The organism is Tenacibaculum sp. FZY0031 (assembly GCF_036350695.1).
Classification (GTDB): domain Bacteria; phylum Bacteroidota; class Bacteroidia; order Flavobacteriales; family Flavobacteriaceae; genus Polaribacter.
The window spans coordinates 185,086-207,667 of the sequence record NZ_JAZDVY010000001.1 but is presented as its reverse complement, the minus strand read 5'-3'; the positions used below and the strand labels follow the sequence as shown (position 1 = coordinate 207,667).

Annotated in this window: 23 protein-coding genes, 1 other RNA gene and 1 pseudogene; 14 read left to right on the top strand and 11 right to left on the bottom strand. The window is 32.2% G+C overall.

Going from position 1 to position 22,582, the window contains the following annotated elements; genetic code table 11:
• From V1T75_RS00950 to V1T75_RS00940, 3 genes are all read right to left on the bottom strand, one after another.
• Nucleotides 1-1,392 (bottom strand): bifunctional UDP-3-O-[3-hydroxymyristoyl] N-acetylglucosamine deacetylase/3-hydroxyacyl-ACP dehydratase, encoded by a 1,392-nt coding sequence (locus V1T75_RS00950; RefSeq protein ID WP_330486686.1) that lies wholly within the window; start codon nucleotides 1,390-1,392, stop codon nucleotides 1-3.
• Complete coding sequence (lpxD, locus tag V1T75_RS00945; protein WP_330486685.1) at nucleotides 1,385-2,425, bottom strand: UDP-3-O-(3-hydroxymyristoyl)glucosamine N-acyltransferase; 1,041 nt, start codon at nucleotides 2,423-2,425, stop codon at nucleotides 1,385-1,387. Before lpxD ends, V1T75_RS00950 begins: the two co-directional genes overlap by 8 nt.
• A 65-nt stretch (nucleotides 2,426-2,490) precedes the next feature.
• Complete coding sequence (locus V1T75_RS00940; RefSeq protein ID WP_330486684.1) at nucleotides 2,491-3,723, bottom strand: HD domain-containing protein; 1,233 nt, start codon at nucleotides 3,721-3,723, stop codon at nucleotides 2,491-2,493.
• Between the two features lie 152 nt (nucleotides 3,724-3,875).
• Here V1T75_RS00940 and V1T75_RS00935 point away from each other — a divergent pair, with 152 nt between their 5' ends.
• Genes V1T75_RS00935 through V1T75_RS00915 form a run of 5 tightly spaced genes read left to right on the top strand, consistent with a single transcriptional unit; the run spans nucleotide 3,876 to nucleotide 8,078 of the window.
• Entirely contained in the window at nucleotides 3,876-5,423 is a 1,548-nt protein-coding gene (locus V1T75_RS00935) for a T9SS response regulator signal transducer PorX (RefSeq protein ID WP_330486954.1), read from the top strand.
• 23 nt (nucleotides 5,424-5,446) lie between these two features.
• On the top strand, nucleotides 5,447-6,007 hold the full coding sequence (locus V1T75_RS00930; protein ID WP_330486683.1) for a DUF1287 domain-containing protein: 561 nt from the start codon (nucleotides 5,447-5,449) through the stop codon (nucleotides 6,005-6,007).
• 41 nt (nucleotides 6,008-6,048) lie between these two features.
• Nucleotides 6,049-6,462, top strand: a complete 414-nt coding sequence (tsaE, locus tag V1T75_RS00925; protein ID WP_330486682.1) for a tRNA (adenosine(37)-N6)-threonylcarbamoyltransferase complex ATPase subunit type 1 TsaE — start codon at nucleotides 6,049-6,051, stop codon at nucleotides 6,460-6,462.
• A 6-nt stretch (nucleotides 6,463-6,468) separates the two neighbouring features.
• Nucleotides 6,469-7,665 carry an alanine dehydrogenase gene (locus V1T75_RS00920; protein WP_330486681.1) on the top strand — a complete coding sequence of 399 codons (1,197 nt, stop codon included), beginning with the start codon at nucleotides 6,469-6,471 and terminating at the stop codon, nucleotides 7,663-7,665.
• Between the two features lie 38 nt (nucleotides 7,666-7,703).
• Nucleotides 7,704-8,078: a DUF4258 domain-containing protein gene (locus V1T75_RS00915; RefSeq protein WP_330486680.1), complete on the top strand. Its 375-nt coding sequence runs from the start codon at nucleotides 7,704-7,706 to the stop codon at nucleotides 8,076-8,078.
• Here the strand turns inward: V1T75_RS00915 and V1T75_RS00910 are convergent.
• From V1T75_RS00910 to V1T75_RS00900, 3 genes are read right to left on the bottom strand one after another with little or no spacing between them, the layout of a single operon-like run.
• Nucleotides 8,075-8,668 carry a YdeI/OmpD-associated family protein gene (locus tag V1T75_RS00910; RefSeq protein ID WP_330486679.1) on the bottom strand — a complete coding sequence of 198 codons (594 nt, stop codon included), beginning with the start codon at nucleotides 8,666-8,668 and terminating at the stop codon, nucleotides 8,075-8,077. The genes V1T75_RS00915 and V1T75_RS00910 overlap by 4 nt on opposite strands.
• Nucleotides 8,668-9,096, bottom strand: a complete 429-nt coding sequence (locus V1T75_RS00905; RefSeq protein ID WP_330486678.1) for a VOC family protein — start codon at nucleotides 9,094-9,096, stop codon at nucleotides 8,668-8,670. The genes V1T75_RS00910 and V1T75_RS00905 overlap by 1 nt, the downstream gene beginning before the upstream one ends.
• A 12-nt stretch (nucleotides 9,097-9,108) precedes the next feature.
• Nucleotides 9,109-11,304: a RecQ family ATP-dependent DNA helicase gene (locus V1T75_RS00900; RefSeq protein ID WP_330486677.1), complete on the bottom strand. Its 2,196-nt coding sequence runs from the start codon at nucleotides 11,302-11,304 to the stop codon at nucleotides 9,109-9,111.
• 146 nt (nucleotides 11,305-11,450) lie between these two features.
• Between V1T75_RS00900 and V1T75_RS00895 the strand changes: the two genes are divergently transcribed.
• The 4 genes and pseudogenes from V1T75_RS00895 to lptB form a co-directional block, all read left to right on the top strand.
• Nucleotides 11,451-12,422: a KpsF/GutQ family sugar-phosphate isomerase gene (locus V1T75_RS00895; protein WP_330486676.1), complete on the top strand. Its 972-nt coding sequence runs from the start codon at nucleotides 11,451-11,453 to the stop codon at nucleotides 12,420-12,422.
• 1 nt (nucleotide 12,423) lies between these two features.
• On the top strand, nucleotides 12,424-13,245 hold the full coding sequence (gene tatC, locus V1T75_RS00890) for a twin-arginine translocase subunit TatC (protein ID WP_330486675.1): 822 nt from the start codon (nucleotides 12,424-12,426) through the stop codon (nucleotides 13,243-13,245).
• Nucleotides 13,220-13,567 (top strand): carboxymuconolactone decarboxylase family protein, encoded by a 348-nt coding sequence (locus V1T75_RS00885; RefSeq protein ID WP_330486674.1) that lies wholly within the window; start codon nucleotides 13,220-13,222, stop codon nucleotides 13,565-13,567. Before tatC ends, V1T75_RS00885 begins: the two co-directional genes overlap by 26 nt.
• Nucleotides 13,568-13,654: 87 nt before the next feature.
• Nucleotides 13,655-14,389, top strand: a pseudogene (gene lptB / locus V1T75_RS00880) (LPS export ABC transporter ATP-binding protein); the annotation flags it as partial.
• 541 nt (nucleotides 14,390-14,930) lie between these two features.
• Here the strand turns inward: lptB and V1T75_RS00875 are convergent.
• Nucleotides 14,931-15,677 carry a CDP-alcohol phosphatidyltransferase family protein gene (locus V1T75_RS00875; protein ID WP_330486953.1) on the bottom strand — a complete coding sequence of 249 codons (747 nt, stop codon included), beginning with the start codon at nucleotides 15,675-15,677 and terminating at the stop codon, nucleotides 14,931-14,933.
• A 105-nt stretch (nucleotides 15,678-15,782) separates the two neighbouring features.
• On the opposite strand from V1T75_RS00875, the gene V1T75_RS00870 reads away from it, so the two are divergent.
• Both V1T75_RS00870 and V1T75_RS00865 read left to right on the top strand, forming a co-directional pair.
• Nucleotides 15,783-16,784 (top strand): YheT family hydrolase, encoded by a 1,002-nt coding sequence (locus tag V1T75_RS00870; RefSeq protein ID WP_330486673.1) that lies wholly within the window; start codon nucleotides 15,783-15,785, stop codon nucleotides 16,782-16,784.
• 48 nt (nucleotides 16,785-16,832) lie between these two features.
• Nucleotides 16,833-18,020, top strand: coding sequence for a lipoprotein N-acyltransferase Lnb domain-containing protein (locus tag V1T75_RS00865; protein WP_330486672.1), 1,188 nt, complete (start codon nucleotides 16,833-16,835; stop codon nucleotides 18,018-18,020).
• On the opposite strand, the gene aroQ is transcribed toward V1T75_RS00865, so the two are convergent.
• From aroQ to V1T75_RS00850, 3 genes are all read right to left on the bottom strand, one after another.
• Nucleotides 17,997-18,413, bottom strand: a complete 417-nt coding sequence (gene aroQ / locus V1T75_RS00860; RefSeq protein ID WP_330486671.1) for a type II 3-dehydroquinate dehydratase — start codon at nucleotides 18,411-18,413, stop codon at nucleotides 17,997-17,999. The two genes, V1T75_RS00865 and aroQ, sit on opposite strands and share 24 nt — an antisense overlap.
• A 99-nt stretch (nucleotides 18,414-18,512) precedes the next feature.
• Nucleotides 18,513-18,983: an outer membrane beta-barrel protein gene (locus tag V1T75_RS00855; RefSeq protein WP_330486670.1), complete on the bottom strand. Its 471-nt coding sequence runs from the start codon at nucleotides 18,981-18,983 to the stop codon at nucleotides 18,513-18,515.
• 208 nt (nucleotides 18,984-19,191) lie between these two features.
• A complete protein-coding gene (locus V1T75_RS00850) occupies nucleotides 19,192-19,680 on the bottom strand; it encodes an outer membrane beta-barrel protein (protein ID WP_330486669.1) in 489 nt (162 codons plus the stop codon).
• A gap of 95 nt (nucleotides 19,681-19,775) precedes the next feature.
• On the opposite strand from V1T75_RS00850, the gene V1T75_RS00845 reads away from it, so the two are divergent.
• The gene (locus tag V1T75_RS00845) at nucleotides 19,776-20,699 is read left to right on the top strand and encodes a tyrosine recombinase (RefSeq protein WP_330486668.1); all 924 of its coding nucleotides are present in this window, start codon (nucleotides 19,776-19,778) and stop codon (nucleotides 20,697-20,699) included.
• A 20-nt stretch (nucleotides 20,700-20,719) separates the two neighbouring features.
• Here the strand turns inward: V1T75_RS00845 and ffs are convergent.
• An RNA gene (gene ffs / locus V1T75_RS00840) (signal recognition particle sRNA small type) lies at nucleotides 20,720-20,818 on the bottom strand.
• A gap of 176 nt (nucleotides 20,819-20,994) precedes the next feature.
• On the opposite strand from ffs, the gene V1T75_RS00835 reads away from it, so the two are divergent.
• Both V1T75_RS00835 and V1T75_RS00830 read left to right on the top strand, forming a co-directional pair.
• On the top strand, nucleotides 20,995-21,522 hold the full coding sequence (locus tag V1T75_RS00835) for a DUF4199 domain-containing protein (RefSeq protein WP_330486667.1): 528 nt from the start codon (nucleotides 20,995-20,997) through the stop codon (nucleotides 21,520-21,522).
• A gap of 79 nt (nucleotides 21,523-21,601) precedes the next feature.
• On the top strand, nucleotides 21,602-22,558 hold the full coding sequence (locus V1T75_RS00830; protein WP_330486666.1) for a glycosyltransferase family 2 protein: 957 nt from the start codon (nucleotides 21,602-21,604) through the stop codon (nucleotides 22,556-22,558).
• The last annotated feature ends 24 nt before the right edge of the window (nucleotides 22,559-22,582 follow it).

The following is a 22,582-nucleotide window of genomic DNA, read 5'->3' as shown; positions in this document are numbered from 1 at the left end:
TTATTTTACTTTTGAAATTTGTGCCATAAGCTCTGCTTCACACACTAATTTTCCGTTAGCGTATGCATAAGCTTGCATATGGGCAATACCTCTTCTTATAGGTGTAATTAATTCACTTTTAAAGATTAGTGTATCTCCTGGTAATACTTTTTGTTTGAATTTAACATTATCCATTTTCATGAAATATGTTAAGTAGTTTTCTGGATCTGGAACTGTATTTAAGACTAAAACTCCTCCACATTGTGCCATTGCTTCTACTTGAAGAACACCAGGCATTACTGGTGCGCCAGGGAAATGTCCTACAAAGAAATTTTCATTCATCGTAACATTTTTCATCCCAACCACATGCTTATCAGATAACTCTATAATTCTATCGATTAATAAAAATGGAGGTCTGTGAGGTAAAATATCCATTATTTTATGGATGTCCATTAATGGTGGTTGATTTAAATCATAAGAAGGAACATTGTTTCTTTTTTCCTTTTTAATGATTTTAGCTAGTTTCTTAGCAAAAGTAGTATTTACAGAATGTCCTGGTTTGTTTGCTATTACTTTCCCTTTAATTCGAGTACCTGTTAAAGCTAAATCACCAATCACATCTAACAATTTATGACGCGCCGCTTCATTGGCCCAATGCAATGTTAAATTATCTAGTACTCCGTTAGGCTTTACAGTAATATTATCTTTGTTAAAGGCTTTCTTTAACTTTTCCATTGTACTATCAGACAATTCTTTGTCTACATAAACAATAGCGTTGTTTAAATCTCCTCCTTTAATTAAGTCATTTTCTAGCAACATTTCAATTTCATGTAAGAAACTAAATGTTCTTGCTGCTGAGATTTCTTCTTTAAACTCTGAAATTGTATTTAATGTAGCATTTTGAGTTCCTAATATTTTAGTTCCAAAATCTACCATAGTAGTTACCTGATACTCATCAGCAGGCATTAAAATAATTTCACTCCCAGTTACTTCATCTTTATATGAAATAATTTCTTTAACTACGTATTCTTCAATTCCAGCTTCTTGTTCAACAATTCCCGCTTCTTCTAAGGCTTCGATAAAGAACTTAGATGAGCCATCCATAATTGGAGGTTCTGAAGCGTTAATTTCTATCAATAAGTTATCGATGTCTAATCCAACTGCAGCAGCTAAAACGTGTTCAGATGTTTGTATTTGAACGCCATTTTTTTCAAGGTTTGTTCCTCTTTGCGTATTTGTTACATACTCTGCTTTTGCTTCTATTACGGGTTCTCCTTCTAAATCTACTCGCTTAAATGCAAATCCGTGATTTTCTGGGGCTGGTTTAAAAACCATCGTAACCTCATTACCAGTGTGCAATCCTACACCTGATAAGGTAACTTCATTTTGTATTGTTTTTTGTTTCTTACTCATCTTTTACTTTTTGAGCATTCAACTCTTTTTCTATTTTATGTACTGTAGATGCTAATTTTGGTAAATTTTTAAAGTGTACATAAGACTTGCTATAGTCTGAATATCCAAATGCTGGAGATCCTTGCACTACTTCTTCATCTTTTAAGCTTTTTCCAATTCCTGATTGCGCTTGAATTTTTACATTGTTTCCAATAGTAATATGGCCAACAATCCCTACTTGACCTCCAATCATACAATTTTCACCTATTTTAGTTGATCCTGCAATCCCTGTTTGAGAAGCTATCACGGTATTTCTACCGATTTCTACATTGTGGGCTATTTGAATTTGATTGTCTAACTTTACTCCTTTGCGAATTATTGTTGATCCTAAAGTGGCTCTATCGATAGTTGAATTAGACCCCACATCAACATTATCTTCTATAATAACGTTTCCTATTTGGGGAATTGCCTTATACTCTCCATTTTCATCTGGCGCAAACCCAAAACCATCAGCTCCAATTACGGTTCCTGAATGTATTTTACAATTAGTTCCGATAACGGTTTCAGAATATATCTTAACTCCAGCAAAAACAACTGTATTGTCTCCAATTGTAACATTATCTCCTATATAAGAATTAGGATAAATTTTAACATTGTTACCCAATACCACATTTTCTCCAACATAGGCATAAGCTCCAATATATTCGTTGTTACCAATGGTAGCTGAACTTGCTATAAAGTGAGGGTTTTCTCTTCCTTGCTTATTGTTTTTCACTTCATTATAAAACGCTAAAAGTTTTGAAAATGCTTTGTACGCATCTTCAACTTTTATCAAAGTTGTTTCTATTTCCTTTTCAGGAACAAAACTTTTATTTACAATAGCAACAGATGCTTTGGTTGTATATATATATGAGTTATATTTAGGGTTTGATAAAAAGGTTAACGAACCCTCCTTGCCTTCTTCTATCTTAGAAAGTGTAGATACTTCAGCCTCTGGATTCCCTTCAATCTCTCCTTCTAAAATATCGGCTATTTGTTTTGCTGTGAATTTCATTATTTGCAAAAGTAATTATTTTTGTTCAAATACCTCTTGATTAGAATTTGTTTCTAACTATTCACTCACTTCATTGCTTTCGGGTAACACAAATAATATTTCACTACAGGTTTTGTTAATGCTTTCAGGTTTAATTGGTCAGATGCCTTTGCAATGTCTTTTAACTTCCCTTTTTTTGTGTAAATCTTTATGGGTTTATCAGTATTGTAAGCTTGGTGCTTTATAGCATTAGAAAAAACAAAATATTCAAGTTCTTTTTCGCTTAATTCTACTCGTTCCCTGAGCTTTTTACGTATTTTTTCTATATACTCTTCTGTAAATGGTTTTTCTTGAATTTCAACCTTTAACAAGCTTCTGTCAATAATTTTTGTTGCTAATGTAGATAGTATAAAATCTTCGTGATGCTTCCATTCTTTTATCGCCGACAGTACATCGTAATCGTCTAACTCAGAAAAAATCTGTAGTGTTTTGTCTGTAAAATTTTCTTTGTTTATTGGGTTGTATAAGAAGTATGCAAGCGCTCTGCTAGAGGGAAGTTTTACTCCATTGGTAGCCAATTCTTTTGCCCTTTTTAAAATACTTACCAAAAGGTTTTCGGCTACCAATCCTGTTTTGTGTAAATAAACCTGCCAATACATTAGGCGTCTGGCAATGACAAATTTTTCTACGGAATAGATTCCTTTTTGTTCAATAACCAATTCATTGTCTACCACATTCATCATCGTTATTAAACGGTCAGACGATATATTACCTTCTGCTACACCTGTAAAAAAACTATCTCTTTTTAAATAGTCTAATCTGTCAATATCTAACTGACTTGATATTAATTGATATAAAAATTTACGTGGATATTTCCCTTCAAACACCTGAATTGCCAAGCTTAATGCTCCTTCAAACTCTTCGTTTAGAGCTTGCATAAATTTCAATGAAATTTCTTCATGAGTAATTTCATTCACAATACTGTGTTCTAATGCATGTGAATATGCTCCATGCCCGATATCGTGTAACAAAATAGCTATATACAAAGCATTTGCTTCCTCTTCTGAAATTGCAACGTTTTTCATTCGCAACACATGTACCGCTTTTTGCATCAAATGCATACAACCTATTGCATGATGAAAACGAGTGTGATTGGCTCCAGGATATACTAAGTTTGATAGCCCCATTTGTGTTACTCTACGCAACCTTTGAAAATAAGGGTGCTCTATAATATCAAAAATTAGGGAATTTGGTATAGAGATAAATCCATAAATAGGATCATTTATTATCTTTAATTTGTTGGTTTTTGATTTTTTCAAAATGTATAAATCCTTGAATTTTAAACAAAAAAATCATAATTTATCTACAAAAGCAAATTAACCAGCGTTTAATTAACGTATTTTTAGCTTTTAAAAATACAACAAAACTGCTTTTAGCCGTTATTTAGGTAATAAACAAGTTGAAAATTATGATGAGAAACATACACATTCTTTGGGTAGATGACGAAATAGATTTATTGAAACCACATATATTATTTTTAGAAAAAAAAGACTACAAAGTAACAACTTGCACCAATGGTACTGATGCTATTGACTTAGTGAGTGATAATAATTTTGATATTGTTTTTTTAGATGAAAACATGCCAGGTATTACTGGCTTGGAAACACTATCAGATATTAAACAGAAAAACGCGAACCTTCCCATAGTTATGATAACCAAAAGTGAAGAAGAGTATCTTATGGAGGAAGCTATTGGTTCTAAAATTGCAGACTACTTAATTAAGCCTGTAAATCCTAATCAAATTTTATTGAGTTTGAAAAAAAACCTAGACCATTCTCGCTTAATTTCTGAAAAAACAACATCGAGTTACCAACAAGAGTTTAGAAAAATTTCAATGGATTTAGCTATGGTCAATTCTTATGAAGAATGGGCTGAACTTTATAAAAAATTAGTTCACTGGGAACTTGAGTTGGAAAACATCAACGATACGGGAATGTTAGAAATTTTAGAGTCTCAAAAATCTGAAGCCAACTCACAATTTTTTAAGTTTATAAAAAAGAAGTATCAGCACTGGCTTACAAGTGATGATAAACCTACCTTTTCACATACTTTATTTAAAGATTATATAGTTCCTAATTTATCGAAGAACCAAGGGGTTTTATGGGTAATTATTGACAATCTACGTTACGACCAATATCGAATTTTAGAGCCTTTTATTAATAATTATTTTAAAAAAGAAGAAGAATACTCTTATTACAGCATACTGCCCACGGCTACTCAATATGCACGCAATGCTATATTTTCTGGTTTAATGCCATCTGAAATGGAAAAAAGATATCCTAATTATTGGAAAAATGATACTGATGAAGGAGGTAAAAACTTATTTGAAGCTACTTTTTTAGACGAACAAATAAAGCGATTGGGACTGAGTATTACACACGAATATTACAAAATAGTTTCTTTAAAAAGTGGAAAAGATTTAGCTGACAACTATAACGGAACACGACAAAATGATCTTACTGCTGTGGTTTACAACTTTGTTGATATGCTTTCACATGCTAAAACTGAAATGGAAGTTATTAAAGAACTTGCTGGTGATGATAAAGCATATCGTTCTTTAACTGTAAGTTGGTTTAAAAACTCTCCTCTTTACGATATCATTCAAAAAGCCCAAAAGTTAGGTCAGAAATTAATTATCACTACCGATCACGGTACCATTAATTGTAATCATCCTACCAAGGTTATTGGTGATAAAAACATTAGCTCTAACTTACGATATAAAACTGGTAGAAGTTTAAGTTATGAAGATAAAGATGTATACGCGGTTAAAAATCCAAAAGATATTTTCTTGCCCTCAGTAGCTATTAACAGTCCTTTTATATTTACAAAAGAAGATTTGTTTTTTGCTTACCCAAACAATTACAATCATTTTGTAAAGTACTATAAAAACACTTATCAACATGGAGGAATTTCACTGGAAGAAATGATTATTCCTTGTGCTGTTTATAACCCAAAATAGCTTTTTTAAAAATTAGTGTTGATATGAAAATTAAGTTTCTATTATTTTTATCTTTTTTTGCTTACTCCTACTCTTTAGTAGCTCAAGAAAATAAACTTTCTACTGCTGCTTTAGAGCTGACAAAAAATAAAGTTACTTACGATTCTAGTTACTTCTCTATACCTTACCCTAAAGGAGATGTTCCAGAAGACAAAGGAGTTTGTACTGATGTTATTATTCGCGCCTATCGTAAATTAGGAGTAGATTTACAGCAAGAAGTTCATAAAGATATGAAAGCTAACTTTTCATTGTATCCTAAAATATGGGGACTTAAAAATACTGACACTAATATAGACCATAGAAGAGTACCTAATTTAATGACCTTTTTTAAAAGAAAAGGAACTATTAAGAAAACTACTAAAAACCCTAATAATTATTTACCTGGAGGAGGAGGGTTAACTCATATTGGGATAGTTTCATCTAAAAAATCGCCAACCAATAATCAACAATACTTGATAGTACATAACATTGGAGCTGGTCAAGTTTTAGAAGATTGTTTATTCAATTTTAAAATTATTGGTCATTACAGCTATAAGAACAAATAAACTATAGTAATTTACCATCTACTTCTTTATTTTTGCTACTTATGAACAGAGATTATTCACTAAACGAATTAACAGCTGTAGCTGAAGAAATCATAGCTACTGCCCGCCATAAAACACTGCTCTTTTTTGGTGATATGGGCGTTGGTAAAACAACTTTAATTAAAGAGATATGTAATGTTTTAGGAGTGGAAGATATTGCCCACTCTCCTACTTTTTCGTTGGTAAACGAATACAAAACCAACTCAGGTAAAACCGTATACCACTTTGATTTTTACCGTATTGAAAATGAAGAAGAAGCTTATGATATGGGCATTGAAGATTATTTATACAGTAATAACTGGTGTTTGGTTGAATGGCCAGAAAATATTAAAAATTTACTACCTTTAGATACTGTTTCAATATCAATTAGCCTGTTAGAAAATGGGCTACGAAACATTCAATTAAAAACTAACTAAATTTAAATGGGGTCTATTTCACCTTTTACCAAAGAGCAGTTAATGCCACAAACCGAAATGCTTGAAATTAAAAAGCAAAAAGGAGAATTATTTATAGGGTTGCCAAAGGAAACTTATTTTGAAGAAAAACGAATTAGTTTATCTCCTGATGCTGTAGCTGCATTGGTGACTCATGGACATAGAATTGTAATTGAAACTGGTGCTGGAGAGGGTGCCAATTATAGTGATAAAGAATACTCTGATGCGGGTGCCAAAATATCATATGATGTAAAAGAAGCTTTTGCTTGTAATATTGTTTTAAAAGTAGAACCACCCTCATTAGAAGAAATTCAAATGTTAAATCCTCAAACAGTTTTAATTTCTGCTCTACAATTAAAAACACAAAACAAAAAATACTTTGAAGCACTTGCAAAAAAACGAATAACTGCAATTGCTTTTGATTATATTAAAGATGAACACGGTGTTTTTCCTATTGTAAAATCACTAAGTGAAATAGCAGGAATTGCGTCTATGCATATTGCTGCTGAACTTATGACAGCCTCTAATGGTGGTAACGGTTTATTATTAGGAAATATCGGGGGGGTTCCTCCTACCGATGTCGTTATTTTAGGAGCAGGAACCGTTGGTGAGTTTGCCGCTAAAACAGCCATAGGCTTAGGCGCAAGAGTTAAAGTTTTTGATAATTCGATAACAAAACTTCGCAACTTACAATCGTGTGTACAAGCGCCTATTTATACGTCAACCATACAACCTAAAACCCTACAAAAAGCTTTAATGCGCTGTGATGTAGCTATTGGAGCAATTAGAGGTAAAGATCGCTCTCCTGTGGTTGTTACTGAAGATATGATTGAACAAATGAAGGATGGGGCAGTTATTGTTGATGTAAGTATTGATAGAGGTGGGTGTTTTGAGACTTCTCAAGTAACTACGCATAGCAAACCTACTTTTGCCAACCATGGAGTGATTCATTATTGTGTTCCGAATATTCCTTCTAGATACTCAAGAACAGCCTCGGTGTCTATTAGCAATATATTTACACCTTATTTATTAGAAATTGCTGAAGAAGGAGGTTTTGAAAACGCCGCTCGTTTTGATAAAAGCTTGCGTAATGGAATGTATTTTTACCACGGAATTTTAACGAATAAGACTGTAGCTGACTGGTTTGATTTGCCTTATAGAGACATTAATTTATTAATTTTATAATTCGATTTTACTTACTTTTGCATTTCAATTTTTAAATTATGCAGTGGTTAAAACGTGTTGGTTATTATTTAATAGGAATTGCCCTAGGTAGTTTGGTTGTTCTTTTTATTTGGAAAGGTAAAGATGTCTCATTCGATTACGGAATGGATGCCCGCACCTTAAAAACTATCCGAATAAAAAAACGTTTGTTTTCTAACAATGCGCAGCAAATATTGGCTACTTCAAAGGTCGATACTGCTACCATTTCTACTATTTTAAGCCACGGAGATGTAAATTTTGGAAAGAGTAAGCCTCGCTTAAAGCCTTGTGCCGAGTACTTTATAACCGGAAAAGACAGTTTAAATCACATTGACTTATACGTTATACGCTGTGACTCTACAGCAACAATTGATAAGATAACAATTAACAACTAACAATTTTTATACTTGTCGTATAAACCTATTTTATTTACTATCATAGGAATTATCTTTTCTAGTCTCTTTTGTTTGGTTGTTTGTCTTTTTGCCTCAGAAATATAATCTGTAAATTCTCTTTGTTTACTTAAAGTAAATTCGTTAAAAGTTTCTTTTAGCCTATTATTGTTGTCCAATTCCAGCTGTAATTCCTCAGGAATTAGTAAAGGCTTTGTGTTCTTTTTTGCTTTTAATTCTTTTCCTTCTTCAGTATTTCTAATAGCTTCTAATACATATTGTTTAATAAGTACGGTATCAATCTCACCCAATTCATTAAATCGCCATTGACGCATTGCTTGTGTTTTACCTTCTTGGGCATTGATCAACACTTGGTCTTTATCTATTAAAAAACACCCCTGAAAAAACCACAAGCCGCAATAATTTTTAAAAGCCGATAAACCTACGATATTCTTCCCTTTATATACGTATACAGGAGCCCCCCATTTGATACTTTCTTCAAGAGGGAGTTCTAGAAAAACAGAACGCAAGAGGTTTAACTCTTGCGTCCACTTACTTTTATCTTGTATATAGTGTGTTACTTTAGGATTCATTATGCTATTTGCTCTTCTAAAGACACCATCCAGTTTACACCAAACTTATCTCTTAACATACCAAACTTCCCTCCCCAAAAAGCTTCATCAAAAGGCATCATTACGAAAGCTCCATCAGAAGAAAGTCCATTAAAAATAGCCACGGCTTCATCTTCATCTTCCGTATTTATACTTACTGCAAAATTATTCCCTTTGGTAAACGCTTCTTTTTCATTTAAGAAATCTGACCCCATAATAGAGAAATCTCCTGCTTCAACAGTACAATGCATTGTTAATTCCATTGCTTCTTCAGGAACATTTTTACAAACCTCTTCAGGTGCATCTTTAAACTGCATTAACATTGTCATCTCTCCTCCTAAAACATCCGCATAAAAAGTCATTGCTTCTTTGCAGTTTCCATTAAAATGTAAATAAGTACTTGCTTGCATATTATTGAGTTTTTAGTTAGCTATTTCACTAGTAAATTTAATACGCATTAAACGCAATTCTTCATCGTCATAATCTCCATCAAACTCATCCAATGCCTCTTGTATTTTATCGGTTTCAGCATCCATAAAGTACTCGTGAATTTCTTCCTGCTGATCTTCATCAAGTAAATCATCTACTGCATAATCAATATTAAGCTTGGTTCCTGAGAATACAATCGCTTCCATTTCCTTTATCAATTCAGACATTTCTAAACCTTTGGACTTGGCAATATCTTCTAGAGGTAATTTTCTATCAGTATTTTGTATGATATAAAGTTTTAACCCTGAATTAACACCTGTACTCTTCACTATTAAATCATCAGGACGCATAATCTCGTTGTCTTCCACATATTTTGAAATAAGTGCAACGAAATCTTTACCGTATTTTTTAGCTTTTCCCTCTCCAACACCATGAACTTTGGCTAGCTCATCTAATGTAACAGGGTATTTTAATGCCATATCATCTAAAGATGGATCTTGAAAAACAGCAAAAGGCGGAACTCCTAAACGTTTTCCTACAGTTTTCCTTAAATCTTTCAACATCGCTACCAACTTATCATCTACTCCTCCTGCCGATTTTTCATTCGTAATTATGGTACCATCATCCGCTGTTTTATAAACATGATTTTCTGTCATCATAAACGATGATGGATTTTTTATAAATGCTTTACCTTCTTTTGTTAGTTTTAAAACACCGTATTGTTCTATTTCTTTCTTTATGAAATCCGCCACTAAAACTTGACGAATTAAAGCCATCCAATAGTGATTGTCTTTGGCTTTACCAATACCGAAAAAAGGCTGAACATTTGTTCTATGCGACTTTAACAATGCGTTTTCTTTACCAATAATTGTGTTTACAATTTCTTTTGGTTTATACATTTCACTGGTATCTCTTATAACAGAAAGTAAGGTTACTACTTCATCTTTGGCTTCGTGCTTTTTCTTAGGATTTCGCATATTGTCGTCCATATCAGCACCTTCCCCGTTAACTTCATCAAACTCTTCGCCAAAATAGTGTAGTAAATACTTACGTCTATTCATTGAAGTCTCTGCATATCCAACTACTTCTTGTAAAAGTGCATGTCCAACTTCCTGTTCAGCAACAGGTTTGTTCGCCATAAACTTCTCAAGTTTTTCTATATCTTTATACGAATAAAAAGTTAAACAATATCCTTCTCCTCCATCACGTCCTGCTCTACCTGTTTCTTGATAGTAACTCTCTAAACTTTTGGGGATATCATGATGAATGACAAAACGAACATCTGGTTTGTCGATTCCCATACCAAAAGCAATTGTAGCCACTACAACATCGCAATCTTCCATTAAGAACATATCTTGATGTTTTACACGTGTTTTGGCATCTAACCCGGCATGGTAAGGAACTGCATTAATTCCGTTGACTTGTAAAATTTGTGCTATTTCTTCCACTTTTTTACGACTCAAACAATAAATAATACCCGATTTCCCTGGTCGTTGCTTTATAAAACGAATGATATCTTTTTCAACTTCTTTGGTTTTTGGTCGAACCTCATAAAATAAGTTTGACCTGTTAAAAGAAGCCTTAAATACATTCGCATCGGTCATTCCAAGAGTTTTAAGAATGTCCTCTTGTACTTTTTCTGTTGCAGTGGCAGTTAAGCCTATAATTGGCACATTATCAATTTGCTTGATAATGTTTCTTAGATTTCTATACTCAGGTCTAAAATCGTGTCCCCATTCAGATATACAGTGTGCTTCATCAATTGCTACAAATGATATTTTTTGCTTTCTTAAAAACTCCGCATACTCTTCTTTGATTAAAGATTCAGGAGCCACGTACAATAATTTCGTAATTCCCGATTCAATATCTGATTTTACCTGTGCAATTTCCGATTTATTCAACGAAGAATTTAATACATGGGCTATTCCATGGTTTTCAGAAATTCCTCGAATAGCATCTACTTGGTTTTTCATTAAGGCAATTAATGGCGACACCACAATTGCTGTACCCTCCTTCATTAGGGCAGGTAATTGATAACATAGCGATTTACCACCTCCAGTTGGCATAATAACAAATGTATTTTTATTTTCCAATACACTGTTAACTACATCTTCTTGTAGCCCTTTAAACTGGTTAAATCCGAAGATTTTTTTTAATGATCCATATAAATCCGTCTGCTCTTTATTCATCTTCTAATATCAAAAATTAAAAACGAGAACTAATTTACAAAAATTCCCAACAATATATAACGTAAACTTTCTTTTTATTAAAAAAGATTTTCTTCTCAAATATTCCTATTTTTACACTTTAAAAATATACTTAAAACTTTTTTAACTTGAAAGACGCAAACGCTATTCTCTCAACCGCAAAAGAAACTATCCTTTTAGAAAGTAATGCTATTGCTAATTTAGCAAATTTATTAAATAGCTCGTTTACGGACGCTGTTAATTTTATATTTAATTCTAAAGGTCGTGTTATTGTTACTGGTATAGGAAAAAGTGCCAACATTGCGACCAAGATGGTCGCTACTTTTAACTCAACAGGTACGCCAGCTGTTTTTATGCATGCTGCCGATGCCATTCATGGTGACTTAGGAAATGTACAGGAAGATGATATTGTTATTTGTATTTCTAAAAGTGGAAACACTCCGGAAATAAAAGTATTGGTTCCTTTAATTAAAAGTTCTCATAACAAAATTATCGCCATAACAGGAAATCCTGATTCTTTTTTAGGAAAAAATGCTGACTTTTTGTTAAACTCATTTGTTGATAAAGAGGCCTGCCCTAACAACTTAGCGCCTACAACGAGTACTACAGCGCAGTTGGTTTTAGGAGATGCGTTAGCTGTTTGCTTATTAGAGTTAAGAGGTTTTACTAGCAGTGATTTTGCTAAGTATCATCCAGGTGGCGCTTTAGGAAAGCGTTTGTATTTAAGAGTTTCTGATCTTATTAAAAATAACGAATTGCCTAAAGTAAAAAGTACTGATAAAGTTACTCAGGTAATTGTTGAAATTTCAGAAAAACGCTTAGGTGTTACTGCTGTTATTGATGATAATGATAAAATTACAGGAATTATTACTGATGGAGATATTCGAAGAATGTTAAGCAAAACCACTAAAATAGATGAGCTTACTGCTGCTGATATTATGAGTACTACTCCTAAAACAATTGATGTAGATGCAATGGCTGTGGAAGCTTTAGATACTTTAGAAAACAATAATATTACACAAATATTGGTTACCGATACCGATTGTAATTATGTTGGAGTTGTACACTTACATGATTTAATTAAAGAAGGAATATTTTAAGATGGCAGAAAAAGAAATGTCTTTTTTAGACCATCTTGAAGAACTCAGATGGCATCTAGTAAGAAGTTTTGCAGCAATTTTTATTATTGCTATTGTAATTTTTGCTAATATTAATTTTGTTTTTAATGAGATTCTTTTAGCCCATTTGAAACCCGATTTTGCAACCTATCAATTCTTTTGTAGAGTATTTTCTTCTATGGGAATTGACAGTAGTTTTTGTACAATCAAATTCAAACAAACACTACAAGCTTTAAATCCTACTCAGCAATTAATGACAGGAATTTGGTCTTCTCTAATTCTAGGTTTTGTCGTTGCCTTTCCTTATATTTTATGGGAGTTTTGGCGATTTATAGCTCCTGGATTGCACGAAAGCGAAAAGAAAAAATCAAAAGGGTTTATTTTTACTTCTTCTTTCCTATTCTTTTTAGGAATTTTGTTTAGTTATTATGTTATTTTACCTATGTCTGTATATTTCTTTTACAATTTTGAAATATCAGACGCCATACAAAACAACTTTAAATTAGAGGCTTACATTGGTCTTATTACTAACACATTATTAGGTGTTGCTATATTTTTTGAACTCCCTGTAGTTATTTTCTTTTTATCAAAAATAGGATTGATTACCCCAGAATTTTTACGAAAGTATCGCAAACACGCATTAATCGTAGTATTGGTACTGTCTGCAATTATTACGCCTCCAGATGTGGCTAGCCAAGTAATTGTATCGGTACCTATCATGATTTTATATGAAATGAGTATTTACGTTTCAAAATTTGTCATAAAACAACAACAAAAAAATGTCACAAAAAGTCCAAGAGTTTAACGACTATCGTGCTAAAATGAACGAAAAGATTTTAGCGTCAGATAATAAAGTAATCAAACGTATTTTTAATCTAGACACGAATGCTTTTACCGAAGGGCATTTACCTGTTAAAACTAAAGAGTTACTAGGATTGGTAGCATCGGCTGTACTACGCTGTGATGATTGCATTGCGTATCACTTAAAAACAGCTTACGAAAATGGAGTTACCAAAGAAGAAATGATGGAAACCATGAGTATTGCTACATTAGTTGGCGGAACTATTGTAATTCCTCATTTACGAAGAGCTGTAGAGTTTTGGGAAGCTTTAGAAAACGGAGCTTAATTTTGTGTATAAGTTGATTTAAGAAGTTTTTAAGAAACAGTTTTGTTACTTTTATCCCTTAATCAATTCCATCATTAACAATAATAAATGAAGTTAAGAGCAGACAACATACAAAAGATATACGGTAGTAGAAAGGTCGTAAAAGGAATTTCTTTAGAAGTTGAGCAAGGTGAAATTATTGGATTATTAGGCCCTAACGGAGCCGGTAAAACAACCTCTTTCTACATGATTGTAGGTATGATTAAACCTAACGATGGTCATATTTTTTTAGATCATGAAGAAATTACCACCGACGCTATGTACAAACGTTCTCAAAAGGGAATTGGTTATTTAGCACAAGAAGCTTCTGTTTTTAGAAAACTTTCTGTAGAAGACAACATTATGTCGGTTCTTGAATTTACCAATAGAACCAAAGCCGAAAGAAAACAACGCTTAGAAGAATTGATTGATGAATTTAGTTTAGGACATGTGCGTAAAAATCGCGGTGATTTATTATCTGGAGGTGAGCGTCGTAGAACAGAAATAGCCCGTTGTTTGGCTTCCGACCCTAAATTTATTTTATTGGATGAGCCGTTTGCTGGTGTAGACCCAATTGCTGTAGAAGATATTCAAGGGATTGTTGCGCAATTGAAGAATAAAAATATCGGTATTTTAATTACCGATCATGATGTACAAGCAACGTTGGCCATTACAGATAGAACCTACTTAATGTATAATGGAGGGATTTTAAAAGAAGGAACTCCAGAAGAACTTGCTGAAGACGAAACTGTTCGCAGGGTATATCTTGGAAAAGATTTTGAGCTTAAAAAGAAAAAGTTTGATAATCAAGCTGTAACACAAAATCACTTCATAATTGAGAATGCAACAGAAGAAGACCTTTTCTCTTCTTTCTCTAAAGTTTACAATATCCATCATTTAAAAGAAGGCTTTAAACTATATAGAAAAAAAGGAAATGTTAATTCATTTCTTGTTATACCAGCTGATACTATGAGTTTTATAGATTTCTGTAATTTATGCATCGATTTAGAGGGGTTAAATGCAAAAGGAAACATCAAAGTATCCGACCACAACTATAAAAAAATAGCTAATTACAATGATTGGTGTAACTTTGAAATAGCCTCTGATAAGATAATACTAACCAATAGAAACAACGAAAACTGGGATATTTACAAAAAAGGAGCGTTTTCAAAAAATAAACTTATGGATAAAGCCTTTGCTGAAGATAAAATATCTTTAGACAATTATCATTTTATAAGTAACATTTTTGAACCTCAAAAAAACACATAAAATATTTTCTCAATCCAACTAAAAAAAACACGTTAAATCAACGTGTTTTTTGTTTTATGTAAAATGTTTTTTGAATCTATTTTGAAGAAAGTTTTTTATCTGAATTATTTACTATAGATAGCACGATATAAGATAGTATAATCATAGGAATTGCTACTATTTTTAGCGTCACAATTAATATAACTGACAAAACTAAAAACACATACTTAATCACATTATCTTTAAAATAAAAATTTTTAAACTTTAGAGAAAATAACGGAATTTCAGCATTCATTAAGTAGGTGAACAATACTGTAATTAATATTAAAAAATATTGATTTTCAATAAACCCTATTAAAAACGATTCTTTATCAAATTGGGCAATTAATGGCAGTGAAATAACAAACAAACTCATAGCTGGTGTTGGTACACCAATAAAACTATCTGATTGACGTACATCAATATTAAACTTAGCCAGCCTGTACCCCGCTCCTAGCGTTAATAACAGCCCTAAATATGGTAAATTACTACCTGTTGCACCGTACTCATCAACTCCAAAATACCCAACAGCATCTACGTCTAAAGCATTTACCAACATTTGCATCATTACTATTCCTGGCACCACGCCACTCGTTACCATATCAGCTAAACTATCTAGTTGTTTTCCTAACTCGCCTTGCACTTTTAGCATACGAGCGGCAAAACCATCAAAAAAATCAAAAAGTATTCCTAGCATTACCAAGATTGCTGTAGCAAAAAAATCACCTTTTATAGCAAAAATAGTAGCAATAGTACCACATAGTAAGTTTCCTAAAGTTAATAAATTGGGAATATATTTTTTGATATTCATAGTACTCATAATTTACAGCTAAAATAAGAAATCATTCAATGGCTTTTACATTTTAGCTATTTTTTGTCATATTTGTTTAAAAAGCTATCACATAGTATTATGCCAATTATATCAAATACATTTTCTCCTAGTTTTCCTTTTAAAAGTGCTCACTTTAACACTGTTTATCGTCCTTTATTTATGAAAGACACTATTGAGTATCAAAGAAAAAGAATTACAACTTGGGATGCAGATTTTATTGATTTAGACTTTTCTTTGGTCGATTCTAACACACTCGTATTATTAATTCATGGATTAGAAGGGAGCTCTCAATCAAATTATATGATTACAACATCTAATTATTTAAACACTATTGGTTTTGATACAGTTTGTATGAATTTAAGAGGTTGTAGTGGAGAAGATAATTTACTTTTAGAAACTTACCATAGTGGAAAAACTGATGATCTAGAGTTTATTATTAAGTACCTAAAAAACAATTATAACTACGAGAATATTGTTGTTATTGGTTATAGTTTAGGAGGAAATTTGGCTTTGAAATACTTAGGAGAATATAGCAATATTCCTTCAGAGGTAAAAGGAGGTATTGCTGTTTCTGTTCCCGTAGACTTGACTTCTTCTCAAGCCGAATTAAACAAACTCAAAAACAAAATTTACCTAAATGAGTTTTTACGCACTATGAAATTAAAACTCTTACAAAAAGCTGAAAAGTTCCCTGATTTTCAGCTCGACAAAGAGCTTTTATTCAAGGCAAGTAAATTCCGACATTTAGAAAAACAATATACTGTTCCTGTTTTTGGTTTTGATAGTTCAGAAGATTACTGGCAAAAAGCAAGCGCAAAACCTTTTATTCCTGAAATTAAAGTTCCTACGCTACTTATAAATGCTTTAGACGATAGTTTTTTATCACAAGAATGCTATCCAATAAAGGAAGCTAAAGAAATGAAGAACTTCCATTTACTTACTCCTAATTACGGGGGACATGTAGGGTTTATGTCTTCTTTTTCTAACACAGAAAACAGATGGTTAGAGCAACAAATTGGTGTTTTTATCCAAGAAGTTATCGGCATAAGACACGCACACAATATCCATAAAAACCTTTAGTTATGTAAATTGTATTTATGATATTTGTACCATACCAAGTTTTAACTTATGATGATAAAAAAAAACATTTTTTTTCTTTTTGCTTTCCTTACTATAAACACTATAGTTTGTCAAAGAGTTAACACTTTAGAGTTATCTAAATTTTCACAAATCAGTATTATCACCTCAGGTCCTGGTGAAGCCTTATATGAAAAGTTTGGACATACAGCAATTCGAGTAAAAGACCCTGTGTTACAACTAGATTTACTTTATAACTACGGTATTTTTGATTTTGATGATCCTAATTTTTATGTAAACTTTACCAAAGGTTATATGAAATATAAATTAGCACGTTATCCGTTTCATTTATCTTTAAAAAGTGCTCAACAAGACAAACGTTGGGTTAAAGAACAAATTTTAAATTTAACTCAACTTCAAAAAAATAAGTTTTTCCAATTTTTAGAAACAAACGTACTACCAGAGAATGCAAGCTATTTTTACGATCCTTTTTTTAATAATTGTGCTACAAAACCACGTGATATAATTCAAAAGGTTACAGGGGGGCATTTAGTGTTCAAGGAAACTTTTATTACTAAAAAACAATCTCTGAGGCAATTGATGAACAAAGAAATTAATCCGAATACATGGGGAAGTTTAGGAATTAATATCGCATTGGGAAGTAAATTAGATAAAACAGCAACACCTTCAGAATATTTATATCTACCTGATTATGTTTTTGAAGCTTTAAAAGTATCTAGGATAATTAAAGATGAAAAAGAAGAAGATGTAGTACAAAAAACTAATATCTTGCTCGATTTTAAAGAGAAAGAATCAAAAAGTGATGCTCTTAGTCCGTTTTTAATTCTTCTATTATTCTCGCTACTGGGATTATTTGTTACGTATAAAGACATCAAAAACTCTAAAAGAAGTAAATGGCTTGATGTTACTTTATTTTTTATGACAGGGGCTTTGGGTTTACTAATTGTATTCTTATGGTTCTTTACCAATCACTCCACAGCTCCAAATAACTTTAACTTTTTATGGGCGTTTGCTCCAAATATTATTATCGCCTTTTTCTTGTTAAAAAAAGAACCTCCAATTTGGATTCACAAATACTGCCTCGTTCTACTCTTTTTTTTAATAGCGATACCAATTGTGTGGCTCACTAAAATACAGTTATATACCTATCCTATGATTCCTCTATTGGTCTTACTTGGAATTCGTTACTGGTATTTACAAAAAACTTTGAAGCGCTAATTCATACCCTTTCAAGCCAAAACCAAAAATAACTCCTTTGGCATTTGGGGCTATATAGCTTACATGACGAAACTCTTCACGAGCATGTATATTAGAAATGTGCACTTCAACAACAGGAGTATCTATTCCTTTCACTGCATCTCCAATACCAACAGAAGTATGGGTATAAGCAGCTGCATTAAGAATTATCCCCTCATATTCAAAACCAACTTCCTGCAGTTTATCTATTATTTTTCCTTCGATATTTGATTGATAATACTCTAACTGAATATCTACATATTTATTTTTTAATTCTTTCAAATAGTCTTCAAAAGTGCTTGCTCCGTAAATAGTTGGTTCACGTTTCCCTAATAAATTTAAATTAGGTCCGTTGATGATGATGATTTTTTTCATTCTTAATGTTATCTAAAGTAAAAATACTCTTTTTAACTCTTAAGCATAAAAAAAAGGAAGCTAAATTGCTTCCTTTTTTACTTATTATAGAGTTTCTTATTATAAAGAAAAAGAATAAGTTCCTCCAATTCCTACTGTAGAAGCTGTAGCTCCATCAAGAGCAACACCTGTATAATCTACGTGTAAGGTAATTTTTTCACTTACTTGGTAACCTACGATTGGTCTGTAATAAAAACCGCTTTCAGCACCTGAAGGTCTAACTCCAATACCGTACCCTAAATCAGCTCCTACTGAAAATTTATCAGTAAAATTATAACGAGCTGCAGCAGCAACTGGTAAAAAAGCATAATCAGCTCCTTCTCCGTTAAAGTGTAAATAAGATACTGATGGTCCAACTTTAAAGTTTTCAGCAACATTAAATAAATAGTTCGCTTCAATAGCTCCAGTTACATCATATCCATCTGCATCACCTACAGGTAATCCAATAGTTCCACCAACGTTTAATTGTCCTTCTTGTGCATTAACAGCTAAACCTAAAGCCATCATAGCAACTACTAAAAATTTTTTCATAATTTTTGTTTTTATAAGTTTTATTTTGAGCCGGCAAAGATACATCTAAATAAGTTTCCAATAACTCTTTTTTTCAATAAAAATAGGGCGTAAAGCAGGTTTTTTACATAAAACACTAAGGACAAAAAAGTTAGCTAAAAAAAAATAAGGATTAAAAAAAGGGAGGCAAAATTGCCTCCCTTTTTTTATTTTATTGACTCTATTTATACTACAGTCCAAATACAACCCCTAATCCTAAATTAGCTATTGTACCACCTTCAACACTAACTCCAGAATATGAAACTTGAATAGACGTATTATCTGAAACACTATACCCTACTAATGGTCTGTAATGAAATCCACCATCATTTTCATCAGGACTTATACCTACTGCGTAACCCAAATCTAAGCCTACAACGAATTTTTCAGAAGCATTAAAACGTGCCGCCGCCGCGATAGGTAAAAAAGTAGCATCTTTAACATTAAAACCTGCTATCTCGCCACCAAAATAATGAGAGTAAGAAACTGAAGGCCCTAATTGAAAGTTATCAGAAACGCTAAATAAATAATTAGCTTCCAAACCTATTGCAAAATCGTAACCTGTATCTGCATCTGCCACTGGTATACCAATACTTGCTCCTAAATTAAATTTCCCTTCTTGTGCGTTAGCAGTTAATCCTACAGCTACCATAGCAATTACTAATAATAATTTTTTCATAATTTATAATTTTATAATTTTAATTTTGAAGCCGAAAATAATTCTATTTTTTTATTTTCATAACATTTTTTACTAAAAGAACAGTATTTTTTTTAATGAATTGGGAACAAGCTATATCTGATTATATTAATTTTTTAAAAATTGAAAGAGGGCTTTCAAAAAACTCTATCGACAGTTATCAAAGAGATGTAAAAAAACTCGCCTTATTTGTAAATGATTTAGGTACTCCCCTGTCTCCTATTTACATAAGTCATGAAATTTTACAACAGTTTATTTATGAAACAAGCAAACATATCAACGCTCGTAGTCAAGCTCGTTTAATTTCTGGCTTACGTAGTTTTTTTGATTATTTAGTTTTTGAAGATTACCGTAAAGATAATCCTACAGATTTAATTGAAAGTCCTAATATTACAAGAAAACTTCCTGATACTTTAGAAAAAGAAGATGTGGACAAGCTAATTGCTGCTATTGATTTAAGTCATCCTCAAGGAGAACGTAACAAAACTCTTATTGAAACCATTTACAGTTGTGGTCTTCGTGTGAGTGAATTAATTAACTTACAACTTTCAGACTTGTTTTTTAATGACGGTTACATACGTATCCTAGGAAAAGGGAATAAATATCGCTTTGTACCTATACATATCACTACAATTCATAGGCTTACCTTTTATATTAAGGAAATCAGGTCGCAAATTACTCCAAAGAAAGAAGATGAAGATATCGTTTTTTTAAACAGAAGAGGCAAGCGATTAACTCGTCAAATGATTTTTATTATTCTAAAAGAGTTAGCTCAAAAAATACACCTTCAAAAAAGTATTGGACCACACACCCTACGACATTCTTTTGCTACTTACTTACTAAAGCATGGAGCTGATTTACGTGTTATTCAACAATTATTAGGACATGAAAGTATTACAACTACCGAAATTTATGTGCATTTAGATAACAGTTACCTTAAAGAAGTTGTTGAGTTACATCACCCTAGAAGTGATTTTAATCTAAAAGAAGAGGAAGAATAAACGAAACTATTGGGTACAAAAAAAGGCAAGCTACCTACATCACACCGCTACGACCTAATACCCTTGCTGCGTTCCCGCCCTGGGGGATTCAAAGGGAGCTGGTTGTGTAGGACTTGCCGATGCAAATTTACAACCATTTTTTCGTAAAAAACAATAAAATTTCAATAAAAAAACTGTAACATTTCTAAGTTTTTGAATACTAATAGTTTGTTATTTGTTTTTTTGCTTTTACAGCTCTTAAACAAACGTAACATTAAAAAAAGAATATATTTGTATCACTAACTAAATTCACACAATGGAACATCAAGCAAACAGTAAAAACATTATTTTAAACTATGGATTAACCTACGGAGGAGTTATCGTTTTAACCAACCTTATAATTTACGCTTTAGGTATGACCTTCGATACTGTAGGAGGAATAATTAATATGATTGTATTAGCTGCATGTATTATTGCCCTTCCTATTTTAGCTATTAAAAAATTTAAAAAGGACAATGGTTCTTTTTTAACTTGGGGAGAAGCTTTAAAAATAGGTGTAGGTGTTGTTGCTGTTGGCGCTTTAATAAGTATCATCTACAGTCATATTTTTACAGGACTAATTGAGCCCAATTTTTATAGTCAATTAAACGAATTTCAAACTCAAAAATTATTAGATGCCGGATTAACAGACGAACAAGTTGATACGCAATTAGCTATGCAAGCTAAATTTCAAGGTACTCTTATTGGAGATGCATTAGGTTTATTATTTTATATTTTCCTTGGTTTTGTAGTTTCAGCTATTACAGGAGCTGTGATGAAAAAGACAGAAGAAGAACAATACTAAAACATAGTTTAAGTAAGTTAACGTTTTTCATAAAAGTAATACTTCGTAACTTTACCTTTTTAAACTTTGAATAAAAAATATGGATATATCGGTTGTAATACCACTTCTTAATGAAGAAGCGTCTTTACACGAGTTACACGATTGGATTGCAAAAGTTATGCAATCCAATCAGTTTTTATACGAACTCATTTTTATTGATGATGGTAGCACAGATACTTCTTGGAGTGTTATTGAAGAACTATCGGCAAAAAACAAGTCTGTAAAAGGAATTCGTTTTCAAAAAAACTACGGAAAATCACAAGCTTTAGACGCAGGTTTTGGTTTGGCACAAGGCCGTGTAGTTATTACCATGGATGCTGACTTACAAGACAGTCCAGATGAAATTCCAGAACTATATACGCTCATTACAAAAAAAAACTTCGATTTAATTTCTGGATGGAAGAGAAAACGCTACGATAACGTAATTACTAAAAACATTCCATCTAAGCTGTTCAATTGGGCGGCTCGAAAAACATCAGGACTAAAATTACATGATTTTAATTGCGGACTAAAGGCCTATAAAAATGAGGTCGTAAAAGCAGTAAAAGTAAGCGGTGAAATGCATCGATACATTCCTGTTTTAGCTAAAAATGAAGGCTTTAATCGCATTGATGAAAAAGTAGTTCAACACCAAGCTCGTAAATATGGTGTTACCAAATTTGGTATGGATCGTTTTGTGAATGGTTTTTTAGATTTAATTACCATTTCCTTTTTGTCTAAGTTTGGAAAACGACCTATGCATTTCTTCGGTTTATGGGGTACTCTTATGTTCATTTTCGGATTTTTGGCGGCTTTTTTTATTGGTATCGTGAAAATTTACCACCTTTCTAAAGGCATCAAAGCAATATTAGTTACCAACAATCCTTGGTTTTACATCGCGTTAACCTCTATGATTTTAGGGACTCTTTTATTTTTAGCTGGTTTCTTAGGAGAATTAATAATTAAGAGCAATCCGCAACAAAAACATTACAAAATTAAAGAACAACTAAATTTTTAAACCCGTACCTTTGTACGTTTTTTA

Bases quoted from the DNA above. Each gene is read 5' to 3' on its own strand.
- V1T75_RS00865 (WP_330486672.1), top strand. From the start codon at position 16,833: ATGATGATAAAAAAAAACATTTTTTTTCTTTTTGCTTTCCTTACTATA.
- V1T75_RS00855 (WP_330486670.1), bottom strand. From the start codon at position 18,983: ATGAAAAAATTTTTAGTAGTTGCTATGATGGCTTTAGGTTTAGCTGTT.
- V1T75_RS00835 (WP_330486667.1), top strand. From the start codon at position 20,995: ATGGAACATCAAGCAAACAGTAAAAACATTATTTTAAACTATGGATTA.
- V1T75_RS00905 (WP_330486678.1), bottom strand. From the start codon at position 9,096: ATGCAAGCAAGTACTTATTTACATTTTAATGGAAACTGCAAAGAAGCA.
- V1T75_RS00850 (WP_330486669.1), bottom strand. From the start codon at position 19,680: ATGAAAAAATTATTATTAGTAATTGCTATGGTAGCTGTAGGATTAACT.
- V1T75_RS00870 (WP_330486673.1), top strand. From the start codon at position 15,783: ATGCCAATTATATCAAATACATTTTCTCCTAGTTTTCCTTTTAAAAGT.
- lpxD (WP_330486685.1), bottom strand. From the start codon at position 2,425: ATGAAATTCACAGCAAAACAAATAGCCGATATTTTAGAAGGAGAGATT.
- V1T75_RS00910 (WP_330486679.1), bottom strand. From the start codon at position 8,668: ATGAATCCTAAAGTAACACACTATATACAAGATAAAAGTAAGTGGACG.
- V1T75_RS00935 (WP_330486954.1), top strand. From the start codon at position 3,876: ATGAGAAACATACACATTCTTTGGGTAGATGACGAAATAGATTTATTG.
- V1T75_RS00900 (WP_330486677.1), bottom strand. From the start codon at position 11,304: ATGAATAAAGAGCAGACGGATTTATATGGATCATTAAAAAAAATCTTC.
- tsaE (WP_330486682.1), top strand. From the start codon at position 6,049: ATGAACAGAGATTATTCACTAAACGAATTAACAGCTGTAGCTGAAGAA.
- V1T75_RS00920 (WP_330486681.1), top strand. From the start codon at position 6,469: ATGGGGTCTATTTCACCTTTTACCAAAGAGCAGTTAATGCCACAAACC.
- V1T75_RS00885 (WP_330486674.1), top strand. From the start codon at position 13,220: ATGTCACAAAAAGTCCAAGAGTTTAACGACTATCGTGCTAAAATGAAC.
- tatC (WP_330486675.1), top strand. From the start codon at position 12,424: ATGGCAGAAAAAGAAATGTCTTTTTTAGACCATCTTGAAGAACTCAGA.
- aroQ (WP_330486671.1), bottom strand. From the start codon at position 18,413: ATGAAAAAAATCATCATCATCAACGGACCTAATTTAAATTTATTAGGG.
- V1T75_RS00830 (WP_330486666.1), top strand. From the start codon at position 21,602: ATGGATATATCGGTTGTAATACCACTTCTTAATGAAGAAGCGTCTTTA.
- V1T75_RS00915 (WP_330486680.1), top strand. From the start codon at position 7,704: ATGCAGTGGTTAAAACGTGTTGGTTATTATTTAATAGGAATTGCCCTA.
- V1T75_RS00950 (WP_330486686.1), bottom strand. From the start codon at position 1,392: ATGAGTAAGAAACAAAAAACAATACAAAATGAAGTTACCTTATCAGGT.
- V1T75_RS00930 (WP_330486683.1), top strand. From the start codon at position 5,447: ATGAAAATTAAGTTTCTATTATTTTTATCTTTTTTTGCTTACTCCTAC.
- V1T75_RS00845 (WP_330486668.1), top strand. From the start codon at position 19,776: ATGAATTGGGAACAAGCTATATCTGATTATATTAATTTTTTAAAAATT.